The sequence below is a fragment of the Pseudomonas batumici genome, assembly GCF_036585405.1.
GTDB classification, from domain to species: Bacteria; Pseudomonadota; Gammaproteobacteria; order Pseudomonadales; family Pseudomonadaceae; genus Aquipseudomonas; species Aquipseudomonas batumici.
Genome location: NZ_CP144470.1, coordinates 1,225,747 through 1,247,240, shown reverse-complemented (window position 1 = coordinate 1,247,240; position 21,494 = coordinate 1,225,747). Strand labels below are relative to the sequence as shown.

The following is a 21,494-nucleotide window of genomic DNA, read 5'->3' as shown; positions in this document are numbered from 1 at the left end:
CGGTTCAGCAAGGCGTCGTCAGCGGCATTGGGCAAAACGCTATGATCCGCTCTGTACTGCGGGTTTCGGGGGTGTGCGATCAGCGATTTATCGGGAATTCTCAAGCCGCGTGTATCGCGCCAGGTCAGTGGCATGTTGGCGATCCTGATCTCCATTGCCCTGGCATCGCTGGACACCGCCATCGCCAACACGGCGCTGCCGGCCATCGCCACCAGCCTGCACACCACGCCGGCCGCCTCGGTGTGGATCATCAATGCCTACCAACTGTCCGCCGTGGCCACCATCCTGGCCTTCGCCTCCTTCGGTGGGACCGTCGGTCATCGCAAGGTCTACCTGTTCGGGCTAGTGCTGTTCACCCTGTCGTCGGCCCTGTGCGCGATGTCGACCACCCTGACCCAGCTGACCCTCGCCCGGGTCCTGCAAGGGGTGGGCGCCAGTGCGATCATGAGCGTCAACGGCGCGTTGATCTTCAGCCTGTTCCCGCCGGAAAAGCTCGGCAAGGGCATGGGCCTCAATGCGCTGGTGGTGGGCATGTCGTTTGCCGCCGGGCCTACGGTCGCCTCGTTGATCCTGTCGGTGGCCGACTGGCCCTGGCTGTTCGGCATCAATATCCCCATCGGTCTGGTCGCCCTGGCCATGGCGATTCCCTCGCTGCCCCATACGCCGCCCAACGGCCAGCGTTTCGCCTGGGCCACGGCACTGCTGAGTATGCTGACGTTCGGCTCGCTGATCTATGCCCTGGGCGAGGGCGCGCAGTTTGCCGATGCCTTGCCGATCGGCCTGGCGCTGCTGGTGTGCGTGACGGCGGGGAGCGTGATGATCCGCCGCGAAATCGGCCATCCGGCACCGCTGTTCCCCTCCGACCTGCTCAAGCGGCCGATGTTCGCGCTGTCGGCGCTGACCGCCATTTGCTCCTTCGCGACCCAGGGCCTGGCGTTCGTATCGCTGCCGTTTTTCTTCGAGACGGTGCTGGGCCGCGATCCGGTCCAGACCGGCTACCTGATGACACCCTGGTCGGTGGTGGTGGCCTTGATCGCCCCCTTTGCCGGGCGCCTGTCGGACCGCTATCCGCCGGGCTTGCTCGGGGGGATCGGCCTGGCGGTGCTGTCCCTGGGCATGTTGTCCCTGGCGATGCTGCCCGCGGACCCGAGCGCCTTGGAGATCGGCGTGCGCATGGTGATCTGTGGCCTGGGTTTCGGATTCTTCCAGTCGCCCAACCAGAAGGCCCTGATGACCAGCGCCCCACGCGAGCGCAGCAGCGGCGCCAGCGGAACGATCGCCACCGCGCGTTTGCTCGGCCAATCGACGGGGGCCGCGCTGGTGGCCCTGAGTTTCGGCTTGTCGAGCCACGCCGGGCCGGTGCTGGCCTTGTACATCGGTGCCGGTTTTGCCGCCGTGGCCTGCCTGGCGAGCTTCTCCCGACTGGCGGCGCGCACCCTGGGGTGAGTCCGGCGCAAACGTGTGCGCCTTGTCCCCCTGCCAGTACTCGAACACGCTTTAGGGCAGTGCCATGATCGGCGCGAGTGTTGTACTGTGCCCGCGACAATCTGTGAGGATGTTTCGGATGGCTGGCCGCTTGATCTATCTCATCGGGCCCTCGGGCTCGGGCAAGGACAGTTTGCTCGATGCCGCCCGCGAACCCCTGGCCGAGCGCGGCTGCCGTATTGCCCGGCGCGTCATCACCCGCTCGGCAGAGGCGGCTGGCGAGGCGGCGCAAGCGGTCAGTGCCGAACAATTCGCGACGATGCAGGCCCAGGGCGCCTTTGCCATGAGCTGGCAGGCCAACGGCCTGTGCTATGGCATTCCGCGCCTGGTCGACGATTGGCTGGCCGCCGGCGCGGATGTGCTGGTCAACGGCTCGCGGGCGTATCTGCCACAGGCGCGGGCGCGTTATCCGGACCTGCAGGTGATTCTGCTCACCGTCGACCCGGCGGTATTGCGTGAGCGGTTGCTGGTGCGGGGGCGCGAGACCTTGCCGCAGATCGAGGAACGCCTGGCGCGCAATGCCGACTTCACGACCTCGATGTTGGCGACGGACGACCCCTCGCTGAGTCTGCTGGATAATTCGGGCTCCCTGCGCAAAAGCCTGGAAAAGTTGTTCAGGCTGATCGGGAAATAATGTTTTTTATAAGTGCGCCCCTGGTCTTTGGGAGTTTTCTTATTGTCGTTGAAATTTTTAAATAAACGGTAAATCAAAGTAATAAATTGGTCGGTTTTTACCTCGTTGAGTGGCGCCCGGGACTGATATTTTAATTGAAAATTCCCCGGGTTTTTAAACACGAGAGGTAGGCCGATATGAGTGTGGAACAGGATAACTTTGCCGCCAGATTGAAAGAACTTTCCCAGCACAGTTTCAAGATGGACAGCCTGATCATGGACACTGCCCTGGCATTGTCCGGACTCATCCCCCATGGCGCAGGGGCCTGCCTGGCACCGCTGGTGGGCTCCTACAAGATGGGCCAGGCGGATTCGGCCCTGGTGGACAATCCTTATTTCATCGTGCATGGCGTTGACCAACGGCCTTCGCCCAAGACCAAACACCTGTTGCGCCATCGTAAAGTGCGTAGTTACGTGCAGTCCTTTACCGGGACGGCGGCGGCGCTTGGCAGCACGGTCTTGCCGGTCAATCCCTACGCGCTGATTCGCGAGGGCAATGCCGCCGGTGTGACAGCGGTGCACGTGTATCGCTTTTCTGAAATGGCGAAAAATTGTCGGCAAAGTAAAACCTTGTGCCAGTGGTTTGATCTGTTGAAACTCATGAAAAACTACAAGTTGTTCAACAAGGGCCTCGGGGTTGGCTTGGCGGCGATTCCCGGCGGGGTGTCGCTGGGCGTCAGCCTGCCGATCAAACTCGGCCTGTTGGTTCACAATATCGGTGTGGCGGCCCAGGAATCGGCACTGTGCAAGGTCATCGCGATGGAGTTGCACTGGCGCGCCTATCAGGAGCGGAGCCTGTTGAAAGGCAGTGGCAGCGGCCCGGCGACTGCCATCATTCGCGAGCTCATGACACGACGCGGCGTGATGTGCGGCTTTTCCCATAACTACCCGGCATTGATCCAGGAGCCGGCCGGCTGGAATGCCTTTGCCGCCAAGATCATGGACATCTGATCGGAATCGCGTCCGGTACCAGCACTTCCCTGAAGATCGCCACCAGGGGGCGCAGATTGATGCGGTGCCAGGCCGCCCACAAGGGCGTGGTGTAGCTCAGCCAGGGTAATTCGCGCAGCACCACGCCCTGGGGCGCGTTGTGTCGCAGGCTCTGCTGGATCATCGTCAAGCCCAGTCCCGCCGCCACCAGCCCCAACGCCGTCAGCGGTTCATTGGCTTGCAGGCGGATATTGGGGTTGAATCCGGCCTGGATACAGGCCTGGACGAAATCATCCTGCTTGCCCGTGCTCTGGGGGTGTTGCACGGCGATCCATTCCTGCTCCAGGAAGTCTGCCGGACTCAACTCACCCAACTGCGCCAGCGGATGCTGCTCGGGCAGGGCCAGCAGCATGGGATCGTCGAGGACGCGGGCGCTGTCCAGGTCCGGGTCATCCGCAGAGGGCGGCTCGCTGACCAGGGCCATATCGAGGCTGCGCTGACGCAAGCCTTCCAGTTGCTGCGCCGAATTCAGGCTGTAGAGCGCGATATGCACATCCGGTCGGTCGACGCGCAAGGTGCGCAGGGCCTGGGGCAGCACCCCCGAGTGCATGGCGTTCTCGATGTAGCCGATGCACAGGCCGCCTTCTTCGCCGCGCCCCAGTCGCCGCCCGAGGGATTCCAGCCGATTGGCGTGGGTCAGGAACGCCCGGGTTTCCGTCAGGAACGTCTGGCCGTCGGCGGTCAGGCGGATGCGCTGCAGGCTGCGTTCGAACAGGGTCAGGCCCAGGCGCTCCTCCAATTGGGCGATCTGCCGGCTCAGGGGCGACTGGGAAATGTGCAGCCGCTCGGCGGCACGCCCGACGTGCTCTTCTTCGGCGACCGCGACGAAATAGCGCAGTTGGCGTAAATCCATCATGTCAGACCTTTCGGGACTCAAGTCGTGCAAATTATGTCTTGGACGGTCAAAAGTCCGCAACCTAGTATCGATCCCGACAGCGAGATCCGCTTCACCCCAGCGGGTGAGGCGGGTTGATCACTTCCATTCAAAGGATCATCACGATGAGCATCAGAGACAAACTGCCGGGCGCCATGGGTTTCGGCACCGCCCCCTGGGCAACATGTTCCGCGCCATTCCCGAGGAAGAAGCCATGGCCACCGTCGAGGCGGCCTGGGTCCAGGGCGTCCGTTACTTCGACACGGCGCCGTTCTACGGCTCGGGGCTTGCGGAAATTCGCCTGGGCGACGCCCTGGCCAGGCATCCACGGGACCAGTACGTGCTCAGCACCAAGGTGGGCCGCCTGGTCCTGGACGAAGTGGAAGACGTCAGCGCCCGGGACCTGGGCGAAAAGGCCGGGGTCTTCGAACATGGCCGGCCGAACAGGATGGTCAACGATTACTCCGCCGACGCCACGCTGCGTTCCATCGAGGGCAGCCTCGAGCGCCTGCGTACCGACCGTCTGGATATCGTCTGGGTGCACGACATTGCCCAGGATTTCTACGGCGACGAATGGCTGGAGTACTTCAACCAGGCGCGCAAAGGCGCGTTCCGCGTGCTGACCCGCTTGCGCGAGGAGGGCGTGATCAAGGCCTGGGGCCTGGGGGTGAACAAGGTCGAACCGTGCGAGCTGACCCTGCAACTGGACGAGGCGCAGCCCGATGGTTTCCTGCTGGCGGGGCGCTACACCCTGCTGGACCACGAACGGGCCCTGCAGCGGCTGATGCCGGAGGCGTTGGCCCGGCAGGTCGATATCGTCGTCGGTGGCCCCTACAGTTCCGGGGTGCTGGCCGGTGGGACGCATTTCGAATATCAACCGGCATCGTCACAAATTATGGCTAAAGTTGAACGGATAAAGGCGATCGCGCAGCGCTTCGGCGTGAGTCTCAAGGCGGCGGCCTTGCAGTTCTCCCTGGCCAACCCGGCCGTGGCGGCGGTGATTCCCGGCGCCAGCCGGCCAGGGCGGATCGCCGAGGATGTGGCGGCCCTGCAGGAGAACATTCCGCCCGCGTTCTGGCAGGCGTTGCGTCACGAAGGGCTGGTGGCGGGCAATGCGCCGTTACCGGTGGTCTGAAATCCGAGAGGTACCGATGCCCATCAAGCTGTCCGACAAGGTCATCATCGTCAGTGCTGCCAGCGCCGGGATCGGCCTGGCGGTCCAACTTGTTCCTGGAGATCATTCATGGCTGCAACCTCTGTAACCGTCGAAATCGGTGTGCCACCGGAAGAGGTCTGGCAACTGATAGGCGGGTTCGATTCCCTGCCTGACTGGCTGCCGTTCATTCCCCGCAGCAGCCTCAGCGAAGGCGGGCGTGTGCGTACCTTGCACACGGCGGACGGCGTGCTCATCGTCGAGCGCCTGGAAGCGTTCGACAACCGGGCCCGGCGCTACAGCTACTCCTTCATCGAGAAGCCGTTCCCGGTGACCGACTACCTGTCCACCTTGCAGGTCCGCGAAGGCAATGACCCGGACACCTCCGTGGTGGAGTGGGCGGGGATCTTCACGCCGGTGGACGTCAGCGAGGAGGAGGCGGTGGAACTGTTCCATGGGGTCTATGCCAGTGGCCTTGCGGCCTTGAAGGACCATTTCCCGGATTGAACACCTGGCTCGGGCCCGCTGTTCAATCCACGGTCATCAGGTCGTTTCGGCAATTGAGGATCAAGCGGGCACCGGCTTGGTCGCTGGTGCCGATGTCGAGGGTGAAGCCGTGCAGATTGACGATGGCGGCGACAATCGACAGGCCGAGGCCGAAGCCTTCGCGCTGGGCGCCGTCGTCGCAGCGATAGAAGCGCTGGAACACCGCCTCGCGCTCGGACGGCGGGATCCCCGGGCCGGAATCCAGTACTTCGATGCGGGTACTGCCGGCATCGTTGCTTGCCATCAACACCACCTCGCCGCCTGGTGGGGTGAACTTGATCGAGTTGCTCAGCAGGTTGGCCAGGGCTTCGAACAGCAAGGCGCGGTCGCCGGTAATCGCCGGCAGGGTCGCGGGCACCTCCAGGCGCAGGCCGATCTCGGCCTCTTCAGCCAGCGGCAGGTAGAAATCATGCAGCTCGTGCAACAACGGCAACGGGTCGAGCACCAGGAAGCCGGAGCGACGCTGGTGGTCTTCCAGCTCGGAAATGCGCAACAAACCGCGAAAGCGCGCCATCAAGGTATCGGTCTCGGCAATCACCCCATCCAGTTGCAGGGACTCGGGCGAACCTTCGGCGGTCTGTTGCTGGATCCGGTACAGCTGCGCGCGCAGACGGGTCAGTGGCGTGCGCAGGTCATGGGCGATGTTGTCGCAGACCCCCTTGACCTCATGCATCAGCTTCTCGATCCGGTCGAGCATGGCGTTGACGATCGCCGCCAGCATATCCAGCTCGTCCCGGCGGTTCGACAAGGGCAGGCGATGGCCCAGGTCGCCGGCGATGATCGACTCGGCGCTGGCCTGGATCGCCCGGATCCGGCGGATCGGCCGTCGGCGCAGCAGGTGCCAGCCGGCGATGCCGGGCAGAATGGTCAGCGATACCGCCCAGAACAGCGCGTGGAGAATGATCCGGGTCACACCGAACAGCGAGCCGTTGTCGCGCACCAGCAACAGCCAGCGCCCGTCGTGGGTCTGGGTGGCCACCGCGTCGCAACTGTCCTGGGGCAGGTTCGGGTCGTCGGTGTCGATGCAGTTGGCCAGTTCATGGATTCTGCCGTCCATGGGCAGGTCGGCCGGGATCGCCTGGATCGGCCCGCTCAAGTGCAACTTCTGCTCGTTGAACAGACCGTAGGCATCCACGCCACGCATGTCGAAGGTCATGCTGGTGGTCAGCGCTTCCATCAGCGGTTGGCCCTGGAAGCGCGAAAACAGGTGCTGGCGTTGCATCAGCGAATGGCGGGCGAGGGTGCTCAGGTAACCGGAAACCTCGTAGTACAGCACCCCCATCAGGCTGCAGCTCCAGGCCACGAACAGGAAACTGTAGAGCGCCAGCAGTCGGCTGGTGGAGGAGCGCCAGCCTTTAGAGGGGTTCGGCAATGACATAGCCCGAGCCTCGCACGGTGCGGATCAGCGGTGCCAGGCCCGGCACGTCGATCTTCTTGCGCAGGCGACCGATATGCACGTCGATCAGGTTGGTGCCGGGGTCGAAGTGATAACCCCAGACTTCCTCGAAGATCATCATCCGCGAGAGGATCTGCCCGGTGTTGCGCATCAGGAACTCCAGCAGCTTGTACTCGGTAGGCAGCAAGCTCAGCAACTGATCGGCGCGGGAGGCTTCGCGGGTCATCAGGTTGAGTTCGAGGTCGGCGACCCGCAGCGAGGTTTCGAATTCCCGTGCCGGGCTCTTGCGCCGCAGCAGCACTTCGACCCGGGCGGCCATTTCGTCGGAGGCGAAGGGCTTGGTCAGGTAATCGTCGCCGCCGGCGCGCAGACCGCGGACGCGCTCGTCGACATCGGAGAGGGCGCTGATCATCAGGATCGGCGTGGCAACGCCGATGGTCCGCAACGTGGTGACGATGGCCAGGCCATCGAGCTCAGGCAGCATGCGATCCAGGGTAATCAGGTCGTAGTCGCCGCTGACGGCGCGGACCAGGCCTTCGCGGCCGTTATCGACCCAGTCAACTTCAAGTCCGTGGCTGCTCAGTTCGGCCACGATTTCCTTGGCGGTTACAGCATCATCTTCGATGGTCAGGATGCGGGTCATGGGTTGCCTCGACGGACCTTCAAAACAAGTGGGCAAGTGTGCCGGGAAGCGCGTGAAAACGTTCTGAACAAATCTTCATGCTCTCCAGGCAGCTGTTCACAGGGGTGGAAACATATAGCCACACCTTGGCTGAATGAAGCCTGTCAGTAAGTTTTCTGTGGGATATTGCGAACAGTCATAGGGATTTGTTATCTGTTTGTCTGTAGCCGCGTTCGTTCGCCGTCTTGAACGAACGCTTCTTTTTATCCGGTATCCACCGGTTCCGGATGTCCGGTCGTTCCTGTACAGGTTTTTTTATGCATCGCCGCAATCTTCTGAAAGCTTCCATGGCCTTGGCGGCCTACACCGGCCTGTCGGCCAGCGGTCTGTTCGCGGCCCGGGCGCTTGCCGCCACCGCGGACGGCGACATCGAACACTTCGACTTCGAGACGTTGCAGGGGCATGCGAAAAAACTCGCCGCGAAGGACTATGTCAGCACCCGCCAGGTGTTGCCGCCGGCCTTGGCGGACATGACACCCCAGCAGTTCAACGCCATTCAATACGATGCCCGGCACTCGCTGTGGAATGACCTCAAGGGCCAGTTGGACGTGCAGTTCTTCCACGTCGGCATGGGCTTCAAGCAACCGGTGCGCATGTACAGCGTCGACGCCCGCACGCGCCAGGCCCGGGAGGTGCATTTCCGTCCGGCGTTGTTCAACTATGCCCGCAGCCGCATCGACTCGTCCCGGCTCAAGGGCGACCTGGGGTTCGCCGGCTTCAAGCTGTTCAAGGCCCCGGAAATCGACCAGCACGACATAGTCTCGTTCCTCGGCGCCAGTTACTTCCGCGCGGTGGACAAGACCGGGCAATACGGCCTGTCGGCGCGCGGGCTGGCGATCGACACCTACGCCAAGAAGCGCGAGGAGTTTCCCGACTTCACCCATTTCTGGTTCGAAACCCCGGACAAGGACAGTACCCGCTTCGTGGTCTATGCCTTGCTCGATTCGCCGAGCGCCACCGGGGCCTACCGTTTCGACATCGATTGCCAGGCCGAGCAGGTGGTGATGGCGGTCGACGCCCACATCAATGCGCGCACGGCCATCGAACAGTTGGGGATCGCGCCGATGACCAGCATGTTCAGTTGCGGCACCCATGAACGGCGGATGTGCGACACCATTCACCCGCAGATCCACGACTCCGACCGCCTGGCCATGTGGCGGGGCAATGGCGAGTGGATCTGTCGACCGCTGAACAACCCCGCGACCTTGCAGTTCAATGCCTTCGCCGACAAGGACCCCAAGGGCTTCGGCCTGGTGCAGACCGATCATGAGTTCGCCAGCTACCAGGACACCGTGGACTGGTACAGCCGGCGGCCGAGCCTGTGGGTCGAGCCGACCACGGCCTGGGGCGAGGGCTCCGTCGATCTGCTGGAAATCCCCACCACGGGCGAGACCATGGACAATATCGTGGCGTTCTGGACGCCCAAGGAGCCAGTGGCGGCGGGGGCCTCGCTGAACTACGGCTACAAGCTCTACTGGAGCGCGATGCCGCCGGTGGGTACGCCGTTGGCGCGGGTGCACGCGACCCGTTCGGGCATGGGCGGGTTTGTCGAAGGTTGGGCGCCGGGCGAGCATTACCCCGAGGTCTGGGCCCGGCGGTTTGCCGTGGACTTTACCGGCGGCGGCCTGGAGCGCTTGTCCCTGGGGGCCGAGATCGAGCCGGTGGTGACGACGTCCCGCGGTCAGGTGAAGGATATCGACGTCCTCAAGCTGGACGAAATCAACGGCTACCGGGTGACGTTCGACTGGTACCCGAGCGACGACCAGGTCGACCCGGTGGAAATGCGCCTGTTCATTCGCACCCGTGACCGGACCTTGAGTGAAACCTGGCTGTACCAGTACTTCCCGCCGGCCCCGGACAAGCGGCGCTATACCTGACACCGCGCGCCCCTGTAGGAGCCAGCAAGCTGGCTCCTACAGGCCGTCAGTTGGCATCCGGCACCAGCACCGGCTCGGCCCGGTACAGCTCCGGCTCCAGGCGCTTGAGGTTTTCCACCTTCGGCAAATCATTGATGGCGATATACGGCGCGTACGGGTGCAGCGTCAGGTAGTTCTGGTGATAGCCCTCGGCCGGATAGAAGACCTTGCCGTCCTCGATCCGGGTGACGATCGCCGAGGGAAACGTCTTGGCGGCGTCCAGCTGGGCGATATAGGCCTTGGCGATCTTTTCCTGCTCGGCATTGACCGGGAAAATCGCCGAACGATACTGCGTGCCACGGTCCGGCCCCTGGCGGTTGAGCTCCGTCGGGTTATGGGCCACCGAGAAAAACACCTGCAGCAGTTTTCCATAGCTGACCTGGCTCGGGTCATAGGTCACCTGCACCGATTCGGCATGCCCGGTCGAACCTTCTCCGACCAATTCATAATGGGCGGTATCCGCCGCGCCGCCGGTATAGCCCGACACCGCGTTCTGAACCCCGCGCACATGCTGGAACACCCCCTGGACGCCCCAGAAACAGCCGCCGGCAAACACAGCCGTGGCCTTGCCGCTGGCGCCGGCTGGTTGATCCAGCGCCGGCGGGGCGATCTGCACCGCATCCTCCGCCGACCAGGCCAGGCGCTGGAACATCAGGACCGACAGGGCCAGCGTGGCGATCCCGGCGAGTATCGGCATGGCCGACCTGGTTTTTCGTTGTATCACTGGCGTGTTCATCGTGTTCATCCTCGTGGCGATCAACCGAAGGTAAAGGCGTAGGCCTGTACACCGGGGTCGAGAAATTCGATGGAAAAGGTGTGCTCGCCGACGTCCCCGGCCTGGCGGACCAGTTGGTACAGGCGCTGCTCGGTCACCCTGCCTTCGCCGTTGGCATTGGTGTCGGTGCCGTGGTTGGCGCCCGGCAGCGCGCCGTCGATGCGCACTTTGAAGCGCACCGGCTTGCCGTCCGCGCCCGGGCCCAGCACCAGGTGCAGGTCACGGGCGTGGAAGCGGTAGACCACCTGGCCCGGGGCCTGGTTGAGCGTGACCTGCTCGGCATGGGCGGTCCATTGGCCGTCCAGGCCCCACTGGTTCAAGGCCGGCTGTGCCGGCGCCGCGTAGTTTTTCGAGTGGTCGGCCACCTGGTCGCCCGGCGAGGCGAAATTCTCGGCGCGGTCATAACCCAGGTAGGTTTCCGGCGACTTCACTTCGGCCTCGTCGGCGGCCTGCATCACGCCCTGGGCCTGGGCGCTGACCATGCCGCCGGAGACGTTCTGGTGTCCGGCTTCTTTCAGCAATTGCTGGATCACCTGCTCGGACCCTTCGTAATCGCCTTCACCGAAGTGGTGATAGCGCACGCGGCCCTGGGCATCGACGAAGTAATGGGCCGGCCAGTACTGGTTATTGAAGCCGCGCCAGATCGCATAGTTGTTGTCGATCGCCACCGGGTACTGGATGCCCAGCTTGGCCACGGCCTGGCGGACGTTGTCGATGTCGCGCTCGAAGGCGAACTCCGGCGCATGCACACCGATCACCACCAGCCCCTGGTCGTGGTACTTCTGCGCCCAGGCGTTGACGTAGGGCAGGCTGCGCAGGCAGTTGATGCAGGAGTAGGTCCAGAAGTCGATCAGCACCACCTTGCCCTTGAGGTCGGCGGCGCTCAGCGGCGCGGAGTTGAGCCACTGCACGGCGCCCGACAGGTCCGGCAAGGTGCCTTCCACCGGCAGCGCACGTTCCGCCGCACCGGCCTTGGCCGCCATCGTCATCATGCTGCCGGCCGGCTGGCCGGCTTCGCTGTTGACCGCCGCCATCATCGCGCCGTTCTGCTCCGGGGCGTTCTTCGCGGTCAGGCTATCGAGCAGCTTCTGTTCGATGCCCGAAGTGGCGACCGTGGACACCCGGGTCAGCACGCCGGTGTCCAGGCCCAGGGCGATGGCGCCCACGCCGACCAGCATGGCTGCACCCAGGCCCCGCCGCAGCCATTGCCCGGTACCGAGGTTGCGCTTCATCGTGTTGAACAGCTTGCCGCCCACCAGCAGCGCCCCGGCCAGGGAGGTCGCGGCACCGGCGGCGTAGGCCAGCAGCAACAGGGTGGTGCCGATGTTCGCGCCCTGCAGGGCGGCACCGGTCAGGATCAGGCCGAGGATCGGCCCGGCACAGGGCGCCCACAACAGGCCGGTGGCGATGCCCAGCACGAAGGACGAGCGGACGCTGGGCGAGCCGTCGTGGCGTTGCGCCGAGCGCGACAGCCGATCACCGGCCGCCACCAGCGGCTGGGTCAGGCGCTCGGCCAGGTGCGGGAGCAACAGGGTAATGGCAAAAAAGGCCATCAGCGCCATGGCCAGCCAACGCCCGTACTGGTTGGCCTGCACCACCCAGCCGCCGCCGACCGCCGCCAGGGTGGCCACCAGGGCGAAGGTCAGGGCCATGCCGCAGAGCAACGGCAGGCCGCTGCGGCGAAACGGCTCGCCGGAGCGGGCGAAGACGAATGGCAGCACCGGCAGGATGCAGGGGCTGAGGATGGTCAGGAGACCGCCGAGGTAGGCCAGGATAAGCAGGAACATGATGGAGTCCTTGTCGAAGCGTGGGAATCAGGCCGCGCCGGGGCTGAAGGTCATGGCGACACCGTTCATACAGTAGCGCAGGCCGGTGGGCGGTGGTCCGTCGGGGAACACATGACCCAGGTGGCCGCCGCAACGGTGGCAATGCACCTCGGTGCGCGAGACGCCGAAGGAGGTGTCGCGGCGGGTCGCCACGGCGTTTTCCAGCGGTGCGGTGAAGCTCGGCCAGCCGGTGTGGCTGTCGTACTTGCTGGCGGACGAAAACAGCGCCAGGTGACAGCCCGCGCAGGCGAACACGCCGTCGCGGTGCTCGTCGTTGAGGGCGCTGGAGTAGGGGCGTTCGGTCCCTTCGTGGCGCAGCACTTCGTACTGCTCGTCGCTGAGCATGGATTTCCACTCGGCGTCGCTGTGGTTCACTTCGAAGGTTTCGCCCGAATCGGCCGAACGGCTGCCGCTGCCGAAGGTCGCACCGACGGCGCGCCAGTCGAACAGGCTGGCGGCGAGCAGGGTGGCGGCACTGGAGACAAGAAAGCGTCTTCTGGAGGACATGGCGTCGCGTCCATGGTGATTGATCAGGCTTTAATTGTTGGGCGGCAAGGGTCGCGAAATCCTCCCGCAAAGTTAAATTAATTGTGAACATTGCCGCGCAGCGATCCTGCACAATGATCCAGGCATCGTTGCCATCGATTACCCGCACGAAGGCTGTCCCATGGATTCCCCCAAACGTATTCTGATCGTCGAAGATGACCTGCACCTGGCGGGGCTGCTGAGCCTGCACCTGCGGGACGAGGGCTATGAGGTCACCCACTGCGCCGACGGCAACCTGGGCCTGGCCCAGTTGAGCAAGGGCTCGTGGGATGCGCTGATCCTCGACCTGATGCTGCCGGGCGTCGACGGCCTGGAGATCTGCCGGCAGGCGCGGGCCATGGCGCGCTACACGCCGATCATCATTACCAGTGCCCGCTCCAGCGAAATGCATCGGGTCCTCGGCTTGGAGCTGGGCGCCGACGACTACCTGGCCAAGCCGTTCTCGATGCTGGAACTGGCGGCGCGGGTCAAGGCGCTGCTGCGCCGGGTGGACGCCCTGGCCAAGAGCCTGAAGATCGAGGCGGGCACCCTGGAGCAGGGCGGCCTGAGCCTCGATCCGCTGACCCGTGAAGCCCAGGTCGACGGCAAGCCCCTGGACCTGACCCCGCGGGAGTTCGACCTGCTGCATTTCTTCATGAAAAACCCCGGCACCGTGTATTCGCGCATGGACCTGCTGAACCAGGTCTGGGGTTACCAGCACGACGGCTATGAACACACGGTCAACACCCATATCAATCGCCTGCGGGCCAAGATCGAAGTCGACCCGGCGCAACCCGAGCGGATTCTCACGGTCTGGGGCCGCGGCTATCGTTTCTCGCCCGTGAGTCGCGCGCAATGAACCTGACCCTGTCCCAGCGCCTGTCCCTGGCCTTTTCCATCCTCCTGCTGGCCTGTTGCGGGGCGTCGGTGTGGTTGCAGGTGCGGGCCAGCGACATGCACGAAAAGGAAGTGGTCCAGGGCCTGTCCCGGGACCTGGCCCAGAGCATTGCGCTGGACAACAAGCTGGTGGGCACCGAGGGCCTGACCATGGAAGCGGTGCGCGCGCTGTTCGGGCAGTTGATGAACGTCAACCCGAGCGTGGAAGTCTATCTGCTCTCGCCCAGCGGCAAGATCACCGGCGATGCCGCCCCGCAAGGCCACCTGCACCGCGATCACGTGGACCTGGCGCCGATCCGCCGTCTGCTGGAGGGCCAGCCGTTGCCGATCCTCGGCGACGACCCGCGCAGCGAGGACGGGCGCAAGGTCTTCAGTGCCGCCGCCTTGCGCGGCAATGGCAAGGAGCTGGGCTATCTGTACGTGGTCCTCCAGGGCGAAGAACATGATCGCCTGGCCGCCCAGGTCTCGGCCAGTTCGGTGCTGCGCACCACCTTGTGGGCGATGACCCTGGTGGCCCTGCTGGGTCTGATCGCCGGTCTGATCGCGTTCCGCCTGATTACCCGGCCGCTGCGCCGGCTGACCGAGACCATGCGCGATTTCGATACCGATGCCGCGCCGGCGCAGTTGCCGGTGTTGTCGAGGGCGGGGGCGGGGCGTCGCGATGAAATCGAGGTGCTGGAGGCCAGCTTTGCCCAGATGGCGACGCGTATCGGCGAACAGTGGCGGACCCTGACTCAGCTCGACCAGGATCGCCGGGAACTGGTGGCGAACATTTCCCATGACTTGCGCACGCCCCTGGCGTCGTTGCACGGTTACCTGGAAACCCTGTCCCTCAAGGACGCGGTGCTGACGCCGGACGAGCGTCGGCGTTACCTGGGGATCGCCCTGGCCCAGAGCAGCAAGGTTGGGCAATTGGCCCAGGGGCTGTTCGAGCTGGCGCGCCTGGAGCATGGCGCGGTGCGTTTGCAGGTCGAGGACTTTTCCCTCAGCGACCTGATCCAGGACGTGTTCCAGAAATTCGAACTGATGGCCGAGACCCGCCAGTCGAAACTGCAGGCGGTCTTGCCCCGCGGGGCCTCGATGGTGAGCGCGGACCTGGGCATGATCGAACGGGTCCTGACCAACCTGATCGACAACGCCCTGCGCCACACCCCCGAAGGCGGCACTATCGAAGTGGCGTTGGTCCAGGGCGGCGGCAAGGTGCAGGTCACGGTCAGCGACACCGGCCCGGGGATCGCCGCTTCATTGCTGGAGAACCTGTTCCGCCGGCCGTTCAACCAGGACGGCGACCGGCGTTCCGGTGGCCTGGGGCTGTTGATTGTCCGGCGTATCCTGCAGTTGCACGACAGCCAGATTCGCCTGTTGTCGATACCCGGCAAAGGCGCGGTGTTCCATTTCGAGTTGACGGCGGTGGGTTAGGCGTGCGGCTCAGTCCGCATCATCTCCTCTCTTCCATAGCTGCGGGCGTTCATTGACTTTCTGCAAGGGCGCCTGCCGTTTCCGAAGTGAGGGTGCGCGGCATGATGATATTCAGCTCATCCGTGAGGAAGCTCTGCAGCGCCTGGACTGCTGCGGCCTGAGACTTGGGCACCGGGCGCACATAGAGGGCGAAATCCACGACGGGCGGCGGCGGCAGGCCATCGCTCGGCCCCAGCACCCGCATGCTGTCGTTGCGGATATTGCCTTCCATCAACACCGTGATGCCCAATCCGGCCTCGACCGCCGACTGCACCGCCGGCAGGCTGGTGCTGCTGCAGACGACGCGCCAGGGGATGTTCGCCCGTTTGAGAATGCCCACCACCTGGCCATGCCACAGGCAGGGTCCACCGAACGTCACCAGCGGCAGGCTCTGCGCACGCAGATCGCTGGGCAGGGTCAGGCCCCGGGCGCCGACCCAGAACAGCGACTGGGTCCAGCACGCCCGGGGCTGGGCACTGATCGCCGAGGCGTCGCCGACGATTACATCCAGGGTGCCGTCCGCCAGCCTGGCGGACATCGCCGCGCTGCTGTCGATGACGATTTCCAGGGAAATGTGCGGATAGGCCGCTGAAAAGCGCCGTAGCGCCCGGGGCAGGCTGCCCACGGCGATGTCCTCGAGCAACCCCAGGCGCACGATGCCGGCGATCTGGCTGACGGACAAGGCCCGCCGGGCATCGGCCCCGGCCCCTAGGATGCTGTGGGCGTAAGGCAGCAGCAGGTGGCCGGCTTCGGTCAGGCGCAGGCCCCGTGGCGAGCGGTCGAACAGGCGCCGCTCGAGGTCTTCTTCCAGCCGCCGCAACTGCATGCTGACCGCGGCCTGGGTCCGCGCCAGGCGCTGGGCGGCCGCCCCGACCGCACCGGTTTCGGCGACGGTGACGAAGGTTCGCAACAGACTGCTGTCGAGATCGCGCATTATCAATATTCGTGAAGTCCGGATAAGAAATATCAGCTTATTTGAAGTCTGCGTGACTGGCTAGGATGGCCCGACATTCACAGGAGACTTCGCCATGCAGGAAAACACCACCGTCCTACCGCAGCCTGTCACCCGCGGGACACAGCGCAGCACGCTATGGTGGGCGGCGCTGCTCTGCGTGCTGTCCATGGTCTTCGTCCAGTTCGGCGCGGCGTTGTCGACGCCGACCATGGACACCTACGGCACGTTCAGCACCACCTGGCTGCGTTTGTGCTGGGCGGCGGCGATTCTCGCGCTGCTGGTGCGACCGCGCCTGCACCGGTATTCGCTGTCGCGCTGGCTGGCCGCCGCCAGTCTCGGCCTGGCGATGGCGCTGATGACCACCTGCTTCTTCGCGGCGATCCAACGTATTCCCCTGGGACTGGCGATCGCGATTGAGTTTCTCGGGCCGTTGCTGGTGGCCAGCCTGGGCGTGCGCAGTTGGCGGGCGTTGATCTGGCCGGCGCTGGCCGTGACCGGAGTGTTGCTGTTGGCGCGCAACGAGGGCGGCTGGATCGGCGAGCCGCTGGGTGTGCTGCTGGCGTTCGGCGCGGCGGCGGGGTGGGCGGCTTACATCCTGCTGATGAAAAAGGTCGGTCGGCTGTTCCAGGGCTTTGAAGGGCTGTCGGTCTCGCTGTTGGCTGCGGCCCTGATTGTCACACCCCTGGGGCTTTGGCAGAGCGGCGGCCACCTGCCGTTGTTGCAGGTCGCCAGTTGCGCGGGGTTGGCGCTGTTCGTGCCGCTGCTGCCCTATGGCCTGGAGATGGTGGCCCTGCGGCGGATGCCGGCGGCTTCGTTCGGTATCCTGATGAGCGCCGAACCGGCGGTGGGTGCCCTGGCCGGCTACCTGGTGCTGTCCCAGCCGATGATCCCGATGCAGTTTGCCGGCACCGCCCTGGTGGTCAGTGCCAGCCTGGGCGTGCTGGTGCTGCCCTGACTGTCGTGGGCTGTCGCGGGTTCACGTCGTCGCGACGGGTTCAGGGATTTTCGCGGCAACGGGCAGCAGCGGGTATTGCTGGTCGGTCGCTTGCGCCACCGCGTGACCGTGCCGGGCGATCCGGTCGAACACCTCGGGCTTCAGGCGATTCAGGGTCGTGGGGAAACCGGCGGCAAAGGCGGCGTCGCTGCCTTCGAGCGATTCGATCAGGGAACTGGCGATGCTCAGGTAACCGCCACGCCCCGGCGCTTTCTTCAGGTATTCGACAAAGGTCCGGCCGCGCAGCGCCCGGGTCTGGTCGGACATGATGTCGGCCAGGCGCTTGAGGCGCCAGGGGCTCAGCACCCCGGCGTCGAACCCTGGTTTCAGCGGGGCGCCGGCATCCGAGACGATGATCGGGTAGTCGTAGCGCTTGGTCTGTCCTGTCGCCGCGTCGAACAAGGGCTCCAGGCCGAGGTTGTCGTAGACGCCACCGTCGTAGAGCCGCAGTTTGCTGAAGGGCAGGCGCACCTCGATGGCGCTGTCGAGCGGGGCTTCCCACTGGCGTTGCAGCCACTTGAACCGGCGGGTCTTGAGCGACAGCGGGCCGATGCCGCCGGGGAACGCCGCCGAAACCGCCAGGGCCTGGGCCAGGGGGAAGCCGCTGGTGGCGGCGTAACCGATGGAGTAGTCGCCCATGTTGTTGCGCTTGAAGCGAAAGCGCTTGCCGTTTTCCGCCGTGGTGCCGTTGATCGACCAGTCGGGTCGGGCAGGGAGCTGCGGCAGCAGGGCGGTCACGCCCCATTCGTGTTGCAGCGCCAGGGCCAGCAGGTTGGCCCGGGACAGCAGGAAGCGGAAATTCAGCGGGTTGCGCAACTGGCGCAAGGCACTCCAGAGCAGGCTGCGCGAGCACAGCTTGTCCCGCAGGGCGGGGTAGACACCTTGCAGGAAGGTGGCGGAGTCGGGCCATTGCCCGTGGTTCTCGTGCAGCATCAGGCCCACCAGCAGGCTGCCGCCGGACACCGTGGAAATCTGCGCGACCCGTTCCAGGGCCTGTTGTTCGGCGAGGTATTTGAGCACGCCGAGGTGAAACACCATGGCTCGAACGCCGCCGCCGGAGAGGGCGAGGGCATAGTCTGGACGTTGGCCGAGCGGGACAGCAGGAGACTCCATGTTTCCTCTCTGGTGGGCGGGGTGATAAGTGATGGCATTTCGATGTTAGTGCTTTGCGCAGGCGCGGCATAGCCTCGCGCGCTCCTTTGCAGGAGCGCTTGTTCGCGAGGGGGTGGCATCAGGTTTCCCACGTTAGCGTTGACGTCCGTCGCGAGCAAGCTCGCTCTTGCAAGGCAGGGCCGGTCTAGGCCTTGTCGGGGTGGGAACCGCAGCAGCTGTCGGCGGGTACCGCTTCATAACGATCATGGTGTTTGACCCAATCCATGGTCCCGCTTTCGTTACGGCCCTTGGGCATCAGGTCGAGGAAGTTATAGGTACCCACCAGCATGTCCAGGCCCCGGGCATAGGTGGAGTACGTGTGGAAGAGGGTGCCCTCGGGGTCGCGATAGAACACGCTGAGCCCCGGCAGCTCGTCTTCGGCGTGATCGAGGAGCTGGTAGTTGTACTCGGCCTTGCCCGCCGCCCGCTCCTCGGGCGAGGCGCTGACATGGAAGTCTTCGTTGAAGTCGCTGCCGGCCGACGACAGCCAGGGGAAATGCCAGCCCATGCGCTGCTTGAACGCCTGGAATTGCGGCCAGGGTGCGTGGGAGATCGCGACGAACGACACATCGTGGTGCGCCAGGTGCAGGTTCGCGCCGTCGAAGTGATCGGCGAGGAAGGAGCAGCCGTGGCAGCCTTCCTTCCAGCCGTCGCCGAACATGAAGTGATAGACGATCAACTGGCTGTTGTGACCGAACAGGTCGGCCAGGTGCTTGTACCCGTGAGGCCCTTCGAAGCGGTAGTCCTTGTCGACCTTGACCCAGGGCAGGGCGCGCCGCTCGGCGCTGAGCTGGTCGCGTTGACGGGTGAAGGCCTTTTCATGGATCAGGTGTTGCCGGCGCGCGGCCAGCCACTGCTCGCGCGATACCACGGGATGCTGTTCAACACTGTGCGCGTTCATGTCGATGACTCCTCGGGTCGGGGGCCGCCGGGCGGGTTTGCCGGGGCGCGAAAGGTATACTTCTATGCTTAGTCGAATGAGCGACGGCGATATCGACCGTCGATCTCCCCGGCGGCCGGAAACGGATCAACGGCGCTGAGGAAAAAAGATTTCGCGGATTGTCGATTTCGCGGTCGCTCATTCGATTAGTCGACAGAGCCGCCAATTGGCTTGTCCACCCCTACCATCAGGAGATACGACTATGCGATTCATGGTGATCGTCAAAGCCACCCCGGAATCGGAAGCCGGCCAAATGCCCAGTCAGGAATTGCTGGCGGCCATGGGCGCCTACAATGAAGAACTGGTCAAGGCCGGTGTGATGCTTGCCGGAGAGGGACTGCACCCCAGTGCCAAGGGCGCTCGCGTGCAGTTCAGCGGCAAGCAGCGGACCGTGGTCGACGGGCCGTTCATGGAGACCAAGGAACTGATCGCCGGTTTCTGGATCTTCAAGGTGCAATCACTGCAAGAGGCCATCGATTGGGTCAAGCGGTGCCCGAACCCGATGGTCAGTGACTCTGAAATCGAAATCCGCCAGGTCTTCGATCCCGAGGACTTCGGCGAGTGTTTTACCCCCGAGTTGCAAGAGCAGGAAGAACGCCTGCGCGCGCAGATGTCCGGTCAATCCTGAAACCCCGACAGAACAGGAGTTTTATCATGAGCATGAAAATCATTCCTTACCTGACCTTCAACGGTAACTGCAAGGAAGCCTTTGCCTTGTATAAACAGGTCCTCGGCGGCGAGCTGTTTTCCCTGACGTTTGCCGAGGCGCCGCCGGAGGCCGGTGTACCCAAGGATGCGCCGAACAAGGACAAGATCCTGCACGCCTGCCTGACGGTGGGCAACTTCAGCCTGATGGCGTCCGATTGTCCGCCCCATCAGCCGTTCAGCAAGATCCAGGGCATTTCGGTGTCGCTCAATGTCGACAGCGTCGCCGAGGCCGAGCGTCTGTTCAAGGGCTTGAGCGCCGGCGGCAACGTCCATATGCCACTGGCCAAGACGTTCTGGGCAGAGAGTTTTGGAATGTTTGAAGACCGTTTTGGCGTGGGCTGGATGGTCAATTGCGAGGCCAAGAGGTAAGCGCCCGGCCTGATATCGATCGCGAGCAAGCTCGCTCCTGCATGGGGCCTGATCGATGCTCTTCTGTAGGAGCGAGCTTGCTCGCGATCAAATGGCATGAGCGACACTGCCCGTCCAGGAGTGAGACACTAGGCCCATTCGGTTCATGGGCGTGAAACAGCAATGACGATTTCAAACAGTGCTGCGCGGGAGGTGGGAACCTGCGTGGCTTTCGACTTCGACGGGACCATCACCACCACCGACAGCCTGCGGGATTTCGTGCGCTACCAGGTCGGCAACCGATGCTTCCTGATCGCAACCCTGCTGGTCTTGCCATGGCTGGTCGGCATGTTCACCGGCCTGTGCAGTCGGGCCGAGGCCAAGGCGCGCTTCCTGGCGATCACCCTGCGCGGCAGGACCCAGGTCGAGCTTGAAGAGGCGGCGGCGCGCTACGCCAGCGAACGGCTGCCGATGCTGGTCCGTGCGGAAATGATCGAGCGCATCGAGGAGCACAAGCGCCGGGGGCACCGCCTGGTGCTGGTCAGTGCCTCACCCACGCTCTACCTCGGGCACTGGGCCCGGGCCGCCGGTTTCGAGGCGGTACTGGCCACGCAGCTGGAGTTTCGCGACGGGCGTTTTTCCGGGCGCCTGGCTTCGCCCAACTGCTGGGGGCCGGAAAAGGTCCGGCAGTTGCAGCAATGGTTGGGCGACGCGGGTGGGCGTGTGCGCTTTGCCTATGGCGACAGTCGCGGCGACCAGGAGATGCTGGCATTTGCCGAGCACGGCTGGCTGCGCGGACTGGGCGCCTTGCCTTCACTTGACGCCTGGCCTGAGCGCTTGCACCAGGGCTGACGGCCCGTTGCCGTCGAGCAGTCGGCGCTCTTGCAGCACATTGCTCAGGGCCTCGCGGGAGGACGGGTCCAACTGATGTTCCCGTTCCTTGAGTTCCAGCAGGATGGGGCTGGACCAGCTGCGATAGGCGCGTTCGGCAACACGAACTGGGGTCATTGTTCTCTCCTTCTCCAAGGCCCGTTGAAGGCACGGGCCACTCCATGAGCTGGAAATCCTAGCCGAGAAAAACCCGCTGCGCGAATGCGCCGGTCGGGCGGTCGTCCATTGACTTCGATCAAGGCACCGATGGCGCGGCGCTTTACTGTACCCGCTCCGGTCGGGCCATGGATTGCTCGTTGCAGCAGGGGCCC

General features: G+C 64.4%; 21 protein-coding genes and 1 pseudogene. 12 read left to right on the top strand and 10 right to left on the bottom strand.

Annotation, left to right across the window (positions count from 1 at the left end):
- Positions 1-132 precede the first annotated feature (132 nt).
- The 3 genes from NUH87_RS05310 to NUH87_RS05300 all read left to right on the top strand — a co-directional run bounded on the left by NUH87_RS05310 (position 133) and on the right by NUH87_RS05300 (position 3,108).
- The gene (locus NUH87_RS05310) at positions 133-1,446 is read left to right on the top strand and encodes an MFS transporter (protein WP_338525065.1); all 1,314 of its coding nucleotides are present in this window, start codon (positions 133-135) and stop codon (positions 1,444-1,446) included.
- A gap of 118 nt (positions 1,447-1,564) precedes the next feature.
- Positions 1,565-2,119: a phosphonate metabolism protein/1,5-bisphosphokinase (PRPP-forming) PhnN gene (gene phnN / locus NUH87_RS05305; protein ID WP_338525064.1), complete on the top strand. Its 555-nt coding sequence runs from the start codon at positions 1,565-1,567 to the stop codon at positions 2,117-2,119.
- Between the two features lie 176 nt (positions 2,120-2,295).
- On the top strand, positions 2,296-3,108 hold the full coding sequence (locus NUH87_RS05300; protein ID WP_338525063.1) for a hypothetical protein: 813 nt from the start codon (positions 2,296-2,298) through the stop codon (positions 3,106-3,108).
- On the opposite strand, the gene NUH87_RS05295 is transcribed toward NUH87_RS05300, so the two are convergent.
- Positions 3,095-4,003 carry a LysR substrate-binding domain-containing protein gene (locus NUH87_RS05295; RefSeq protein ID WP_338525062.1) on the bottom strand — a complete coding sequence of 303 codons (909 nt, stop codon included), beginning with the start codon at positions 4,001-4,003 and terminating at the stop codon, positions 3,095-3,097. The genes NUH87_RS05300 and NUH87_RS05295 overlap by 14 nt on opposite strands.
- A gap of 143 nt (positions 4,004-4,146) precedes the next feature.
- Here NUH87_RS05295 and NUH87_RS05290 point away from each other — a divergent pair.
- Positions 4,147-5,156, top strand: a pseudogene (locus NUH87_RS05290) (aldo/keto reductase).
- Between the two features lie 108 nt (positions 5,157-5,264).
- Positions 5,265-5,681: an SRPBCC family protein gene (locus NUH87_RS05285; RefSeq protein ID WP_338525061.1), complete on the top strand. Its 417-nt coding sequence runs from the start codon at positions 5,265-5,267 to the stop codon at positions 5,679-5,681.
- A gap of 22 nt (positions 5,682-5,703) precedes the next feature.
- Here the strand turns inward: NUH87_RS05285 and NUH87_RS05280 are convergent, their stop codons facing one another.
- Both NUH87_RS05280 and NUH87_RS05275 read right to left on the bottom strand, forming a co-directional pair.
- Positions 5,704-7,098, bottom strand: a complete 1,395-nt coding sequence (locus tag NUH87_RS05280; protein WP_338525060.1) for a HAMP domain-containing sensor histidine kinase — start codon at positions 7,096-7,098, stop codon at positions 5,704-5,706.
- Entirely contained in the window at positions 7,076-7,759 is a 684-nt protein-coding gene (locus NUH87_RS05275; protein WP_040066654.1) for a response regulator transcription factor, read from the bottom strand. The genes NUH87_RS05280 and NUH87_RS05275 overlap by 23 nt, the downstream gene beginning before the upstream one ends.
- 296 nt (positions 7,760-8,055) lie before the next feature.
- Here NUH87_RS05275 and NUH87_RS05270 point away from each other — a divergent pair, with 296 nt between their 5' ends.
- Positions 8,056-9,675, top strand: a complete 1,620-nt coding sequence (locus tag NUH87_RS05270; protein WP_338525059.1) for a glucan biosynthesis protein D — start codon at positions 8,056-8,058, stop codon at positions 9,673-9,675.
- Positions 9,676-9,721: 46 nt separating this feature from the next.
- Here the strand turns inward: NUH87_RS05270 and msrA are convergent, their stop codons facing one another.
- The 3 genes from msrA to msrB all read right to left on the bottom strand — a co-directional run bounded on the left by msrA (position 9,722) and on the right by msrB (position 12,822).
- Complete coding sequence (gene msrA / locus NUH87_RS05265) at positions 9,722-10,366, bottom strand: peptide-methionine (S)-S-oxide reductase MsrA (protein WP_422393924.1); 645 nt, start codon at positions 10,364-10,366, stop codon at positions 9,722-9,724.
- Between the two features lie 104 nt (positions 10,367-10,470).
- Positions 10,471-12,276, bottom strand: a complete 1,806-nt coding sequence (locus NUH87_RS05260) for a cytochrome c biogenesis protein DipZ (RefSeq protein ID WP_338525057.1) — start codon at positions 12,274-12,276, stop codon at positions 10,471-10,473.
- A gap of 27 nt (positions 12,277-12,303) precedes the next feature.
- Positions 12,304-12,822: a peptide-methionine (R)-S-oxide reductase MsrB gene (msrB, locus tag NUH87_RS05255; protein WP_040066799.1), complete on the bottom strand. Its 519-nt coding sequence runs from the start codon at positions 12,820-12,822 to the stop codon at positions 12,304-12,306.
- 160 nt (positions 12,823-12,982) lie between these two features.
- Here msrB and NUH87_RS05250 point away from each other — a divergent pair, with 160 nt between their 5' ends.
- Together NUH87_RS05250 and NUH87_RS05245 are read left to right on the top strand one after the other, a co-directional pair.
- Entirely contained in the window at positions 12,983-13,699 is a 717-nt protein-coding gene (locus tag NUH87_RS05250; protein ID WP_338525056.1) for a response regulator transcription factor, read from the top strand.
- Positions 13,696-15,156 carry a HAMP domain-containing sensor histidine kinase gene (locus NUH87_RS05245; protein WP_338525055.1) on the top strand — a complete coding sequence of 487 codons (1,461 nt, stop codon included), beginning with the start codon at positions 13,696-13,698 and terminating at the stop codon, positions 15,154-15,156. Before NUH87_RS05250 ends, NUH87_RS05245 begins: the two co-directional genes overlap by 4 nt.
- A 49-nt stretch (positions 15,157-15,205) precedes the next feature.
- Here the strand turns inward: NUH87_RS05245 and NUH87_RS05240 are convergent, their stop codons facing one another.
- Positions 15,206-16,129: a LysR substrate-binding domain-containing protein gene (locus tag NUH87_RS05240; RefSeq protein ID WP_338525054.1), complete on the bottom strand. Its 924-nt coding sequence runs from the start codon at positions 16,127-16,129 to the stop codon at positions 15,206-15,208.
- 94 nt (positions 16,130-16,223) lie between these two features.
- On the opposite strand from NUH87_RS05240, the gene NUH87_RS05235 reads away from it, so the two are divergent.
- The gene (locus NUH87_RS05235; RefSeq protein WP_338525053.1) at positions 16,224-17,105 is read left to right on the top strand and encodes an EamA family transporter; all 882 of its coding nucleotides are present in this window, start codon (positions 16,224-16,226) and stop codon (positions 17,103-17,105) included.
- A 21-nt stretch (positions 17,106-17,126) separates the two neighbouring features.
- Here the strand turns inward: NUH87_RS05235 and NUH87_RS05230 are convergent, their stop codons facing one another.
- A complete protein-coding gene (locus tag NUH87_RS05230) occupies positions 17,127-18,257 on the bottom strand; it encodes a patatin-like phospholipase family protein (protein WP_338525052.1) in 1,131 nt (376 codons plus the stop codon).
- Between the two features lie 184 nt (positions 18,258-18,441).
- A complete protein-coding gene (locus tag NUH87_RS05225; RefSeq protein WP_338525051.1) occupies positions 18,442-19,197 on the bottom strand; it encodes a thioredoxin family protein in 756 nt (251 codons plus the stop codon).
- Positions 19,198-19,438: 241 nt separating this feature from the next.
- Between NUH87_RS05225 and NUH87_RS05220 the strand changes: the two genes are divergently transcribed.
- The 3 genes from NUH87_RS05220 (at position 19,439) to NUH87_RS05210 (ending at position 21,144) form a co-directional block, all read left to right on the top strand.
- Positions 19,439-19,864: a YciI family protein gene (locus NUH87_RS05220; protein ID WP_338525050.1), complete on the top strand. Its 426-nt coding sequence runs from the start codon at positions 19,439-19,441 to the stop codon at positions 19,862-19,864.
- Between the two features lie 32 nt (positions 19,865-19,896).
- The gene (locus tag NUH87_RS05215; protein ID WP_338526733.1) at positions 19,897-20,313 is read left to right on the top strand and encodes a VOC family protein; all 417 of its coding nucleotides are present in this window, start codon (positions 19,897-19,899) and stop codon (positions 20,311-20,313) included.
- A 162-nt stretch (positions 20,314-20,475) separates the two neighbouring features.
- Positions 20,476-21,144 carry an HAD family hydrolase gene (locus tag NUH87_RS05210; RefSeq protein ID WP_338525049.1) on the top strand — a complete coding sequence of 223 codons (669 nt, stop codon included), beginning with the start codon at positions 20,476-20,478 and terminating at the stop codon, positions 21,142-21,144.
- On the opposite strand, the gene NUH87_RS05205 is transcribed toward NUH87_RS05210, so the two are convergent.
- Positions 21,106-21,300: a hypothetical protein gene (locus NUH87_RS05205; RefSeq protein WP_338525048.1), complete on the bottom strand. Its 195-nt coding sequence runs from the start codon at positions 21,298-21,300 to the stop codon at positions 21,106-21,108. The two genes, NUH87_RS05210 and NUH87_RS05205, sit on opposite strands and share 39 nt — an antisense overlap.
- Positions 21,301-21,494: the final 194 nt, after the last annotated feature.

Coding starts and splice junctions, on each gene's coding strand:
- NUH87_RS05210 (WP_338525049.1), top strand. CDS start 20,476: ATGACGATTTCAAACAGTGCTGCGCGGGAGGTGGGAACCTGCGTGGCT.
- msrA (WP_422393924.1), bottom strand. CDS start 10,366: ATGTTCCAGCGCCTGGCCTGGTCGGCGGAGGATGCGGTGCAGATCGCC.
- NUH87_RS05300 (WP_338525063.1), top strand. CDS start 2,296: ATGAGTGTGGAACAGGATAACTTTGCCGCCAGATTGAAAGAACTTTCC.
- NUH87_RS05245 (WP_338525055.1), top strand. CDS start 13,696: ATGAACCTGACCCTGTCCCAGCGCCTGTCCCTGGCCTTTTCCATCCTC.
- NUH87_RS05235 (WP_338525053.1), top strand. CDS start 16,224: ATGCAGGAAAACACCACCGTCCTACCGCAGCCTGTCACCCGCGGGACA.
- NUH87_RS05280 (WP_338525060.1), bottom strand. CDS start 7,098: ATGTCATTGCCGAACCCCTCTAAAGGCTGGCGCTCCTCCACCAGCCGA.
- phnN (WP_338525064.1), top strand. CDS start 1,565: ATGGCTGGCCGCTTGATCTATCTCATCGGGCCCTCGGGCTCGGGCAAG.
- NUH87_RS05225 (WP_338525051.1), bottom strand. CDS start 19,197: ATGAACGCGCACAGTGTTGAACAGCATCCCGTGGTATCGCGCGAGCAG.
- NUH87_RS05270 (WP_338525059.1), top strand. CDS start 8,056: ATGCATCGCCGCAATCTTCTGAAAGCTTCCATGGCCTTGGCGGCCTAC.
- NUH87_RS05275 (WP_040066654.1), bottom strand. CDS start 7,759: ATGACCCGCATCCTGACCATCGAAGATGATGCTGTAACCGCCAAGGAA.
- NUH87_RS05230 (WP_338525052.1), bottom strand. CDS start 18,257: ATGGAGTCTCCTGCTGTCCCGCTCGGCCAACGTCCAGACTATGCCCTC.
- NUH87_RS05285 (WP_338525061.1), top strand. CDS start 5,265: ATGGCTGCAACCTCTGTAACCGTCGAAATCGGTGTGCCACCGGAAGAG.
- msrB (WP_040066799.1), bottom strand. CDS start 12,822: ATGTCCTCCAGAAGACGCTTTCTTGTCTCCAGTGCCGCCACCCTGCTC.
- NUH87_RS05215 (WP_338526733.1), top strand. CDS start 19,897: ATGAAAATCATTCCTTACCTGACCTTCAACGGTAACTGCAAGGAAGCC.
- NUH87_RS05240 (WP_338525054.1), bottom strand. CDS start 16,129: ATGCGCGATCTCGACAGCAGTCTGTTGCGAACCTTCGTCACCGTCGCC.
- NUH87_RS05205 (WP_338525048.1), bottom strand. CDS start 21,300: ATGACCCCAGTTCGTGTTGCCGAACGCGCCTATCGCAGCTGGTCCAGC.
- NUH87_RS05310 (WP_338525065.1), top strand. CDS start 133: ATGTTGGCGATCCTGATCTCCATTGCCCTGGCATCGCTGGACACCGCC.
- NUH87_RS05295 (WP_338525062.1), bottom strand. CDS start 4,003: ATGATGGATTTACGCCAACTGCGCTATTTCGTCGCGGTCGCCGAAGAA.
- NUH87_RS05220 (WP_338525050.1), top strand. CDS start 19,439: ATGCGATTCATGGTGATCGTCAAAGCCACCCCGGAATCGGAAGCCGGC.
- NUH87_RS05260 (WP_338525057.1), bottom strand. CDS start 12,276: ATGTTCCTGCTTATCCTGGCCTACCTCGGCGGTCTCCTGACCATCCTC.
- NUH87_RS05250 (WP_338525056.1), top strand. CDS start 12,983: ATGGATTCCCCCAAACGTATTCTGATCGTCGAAGATGACCTGCACCTG.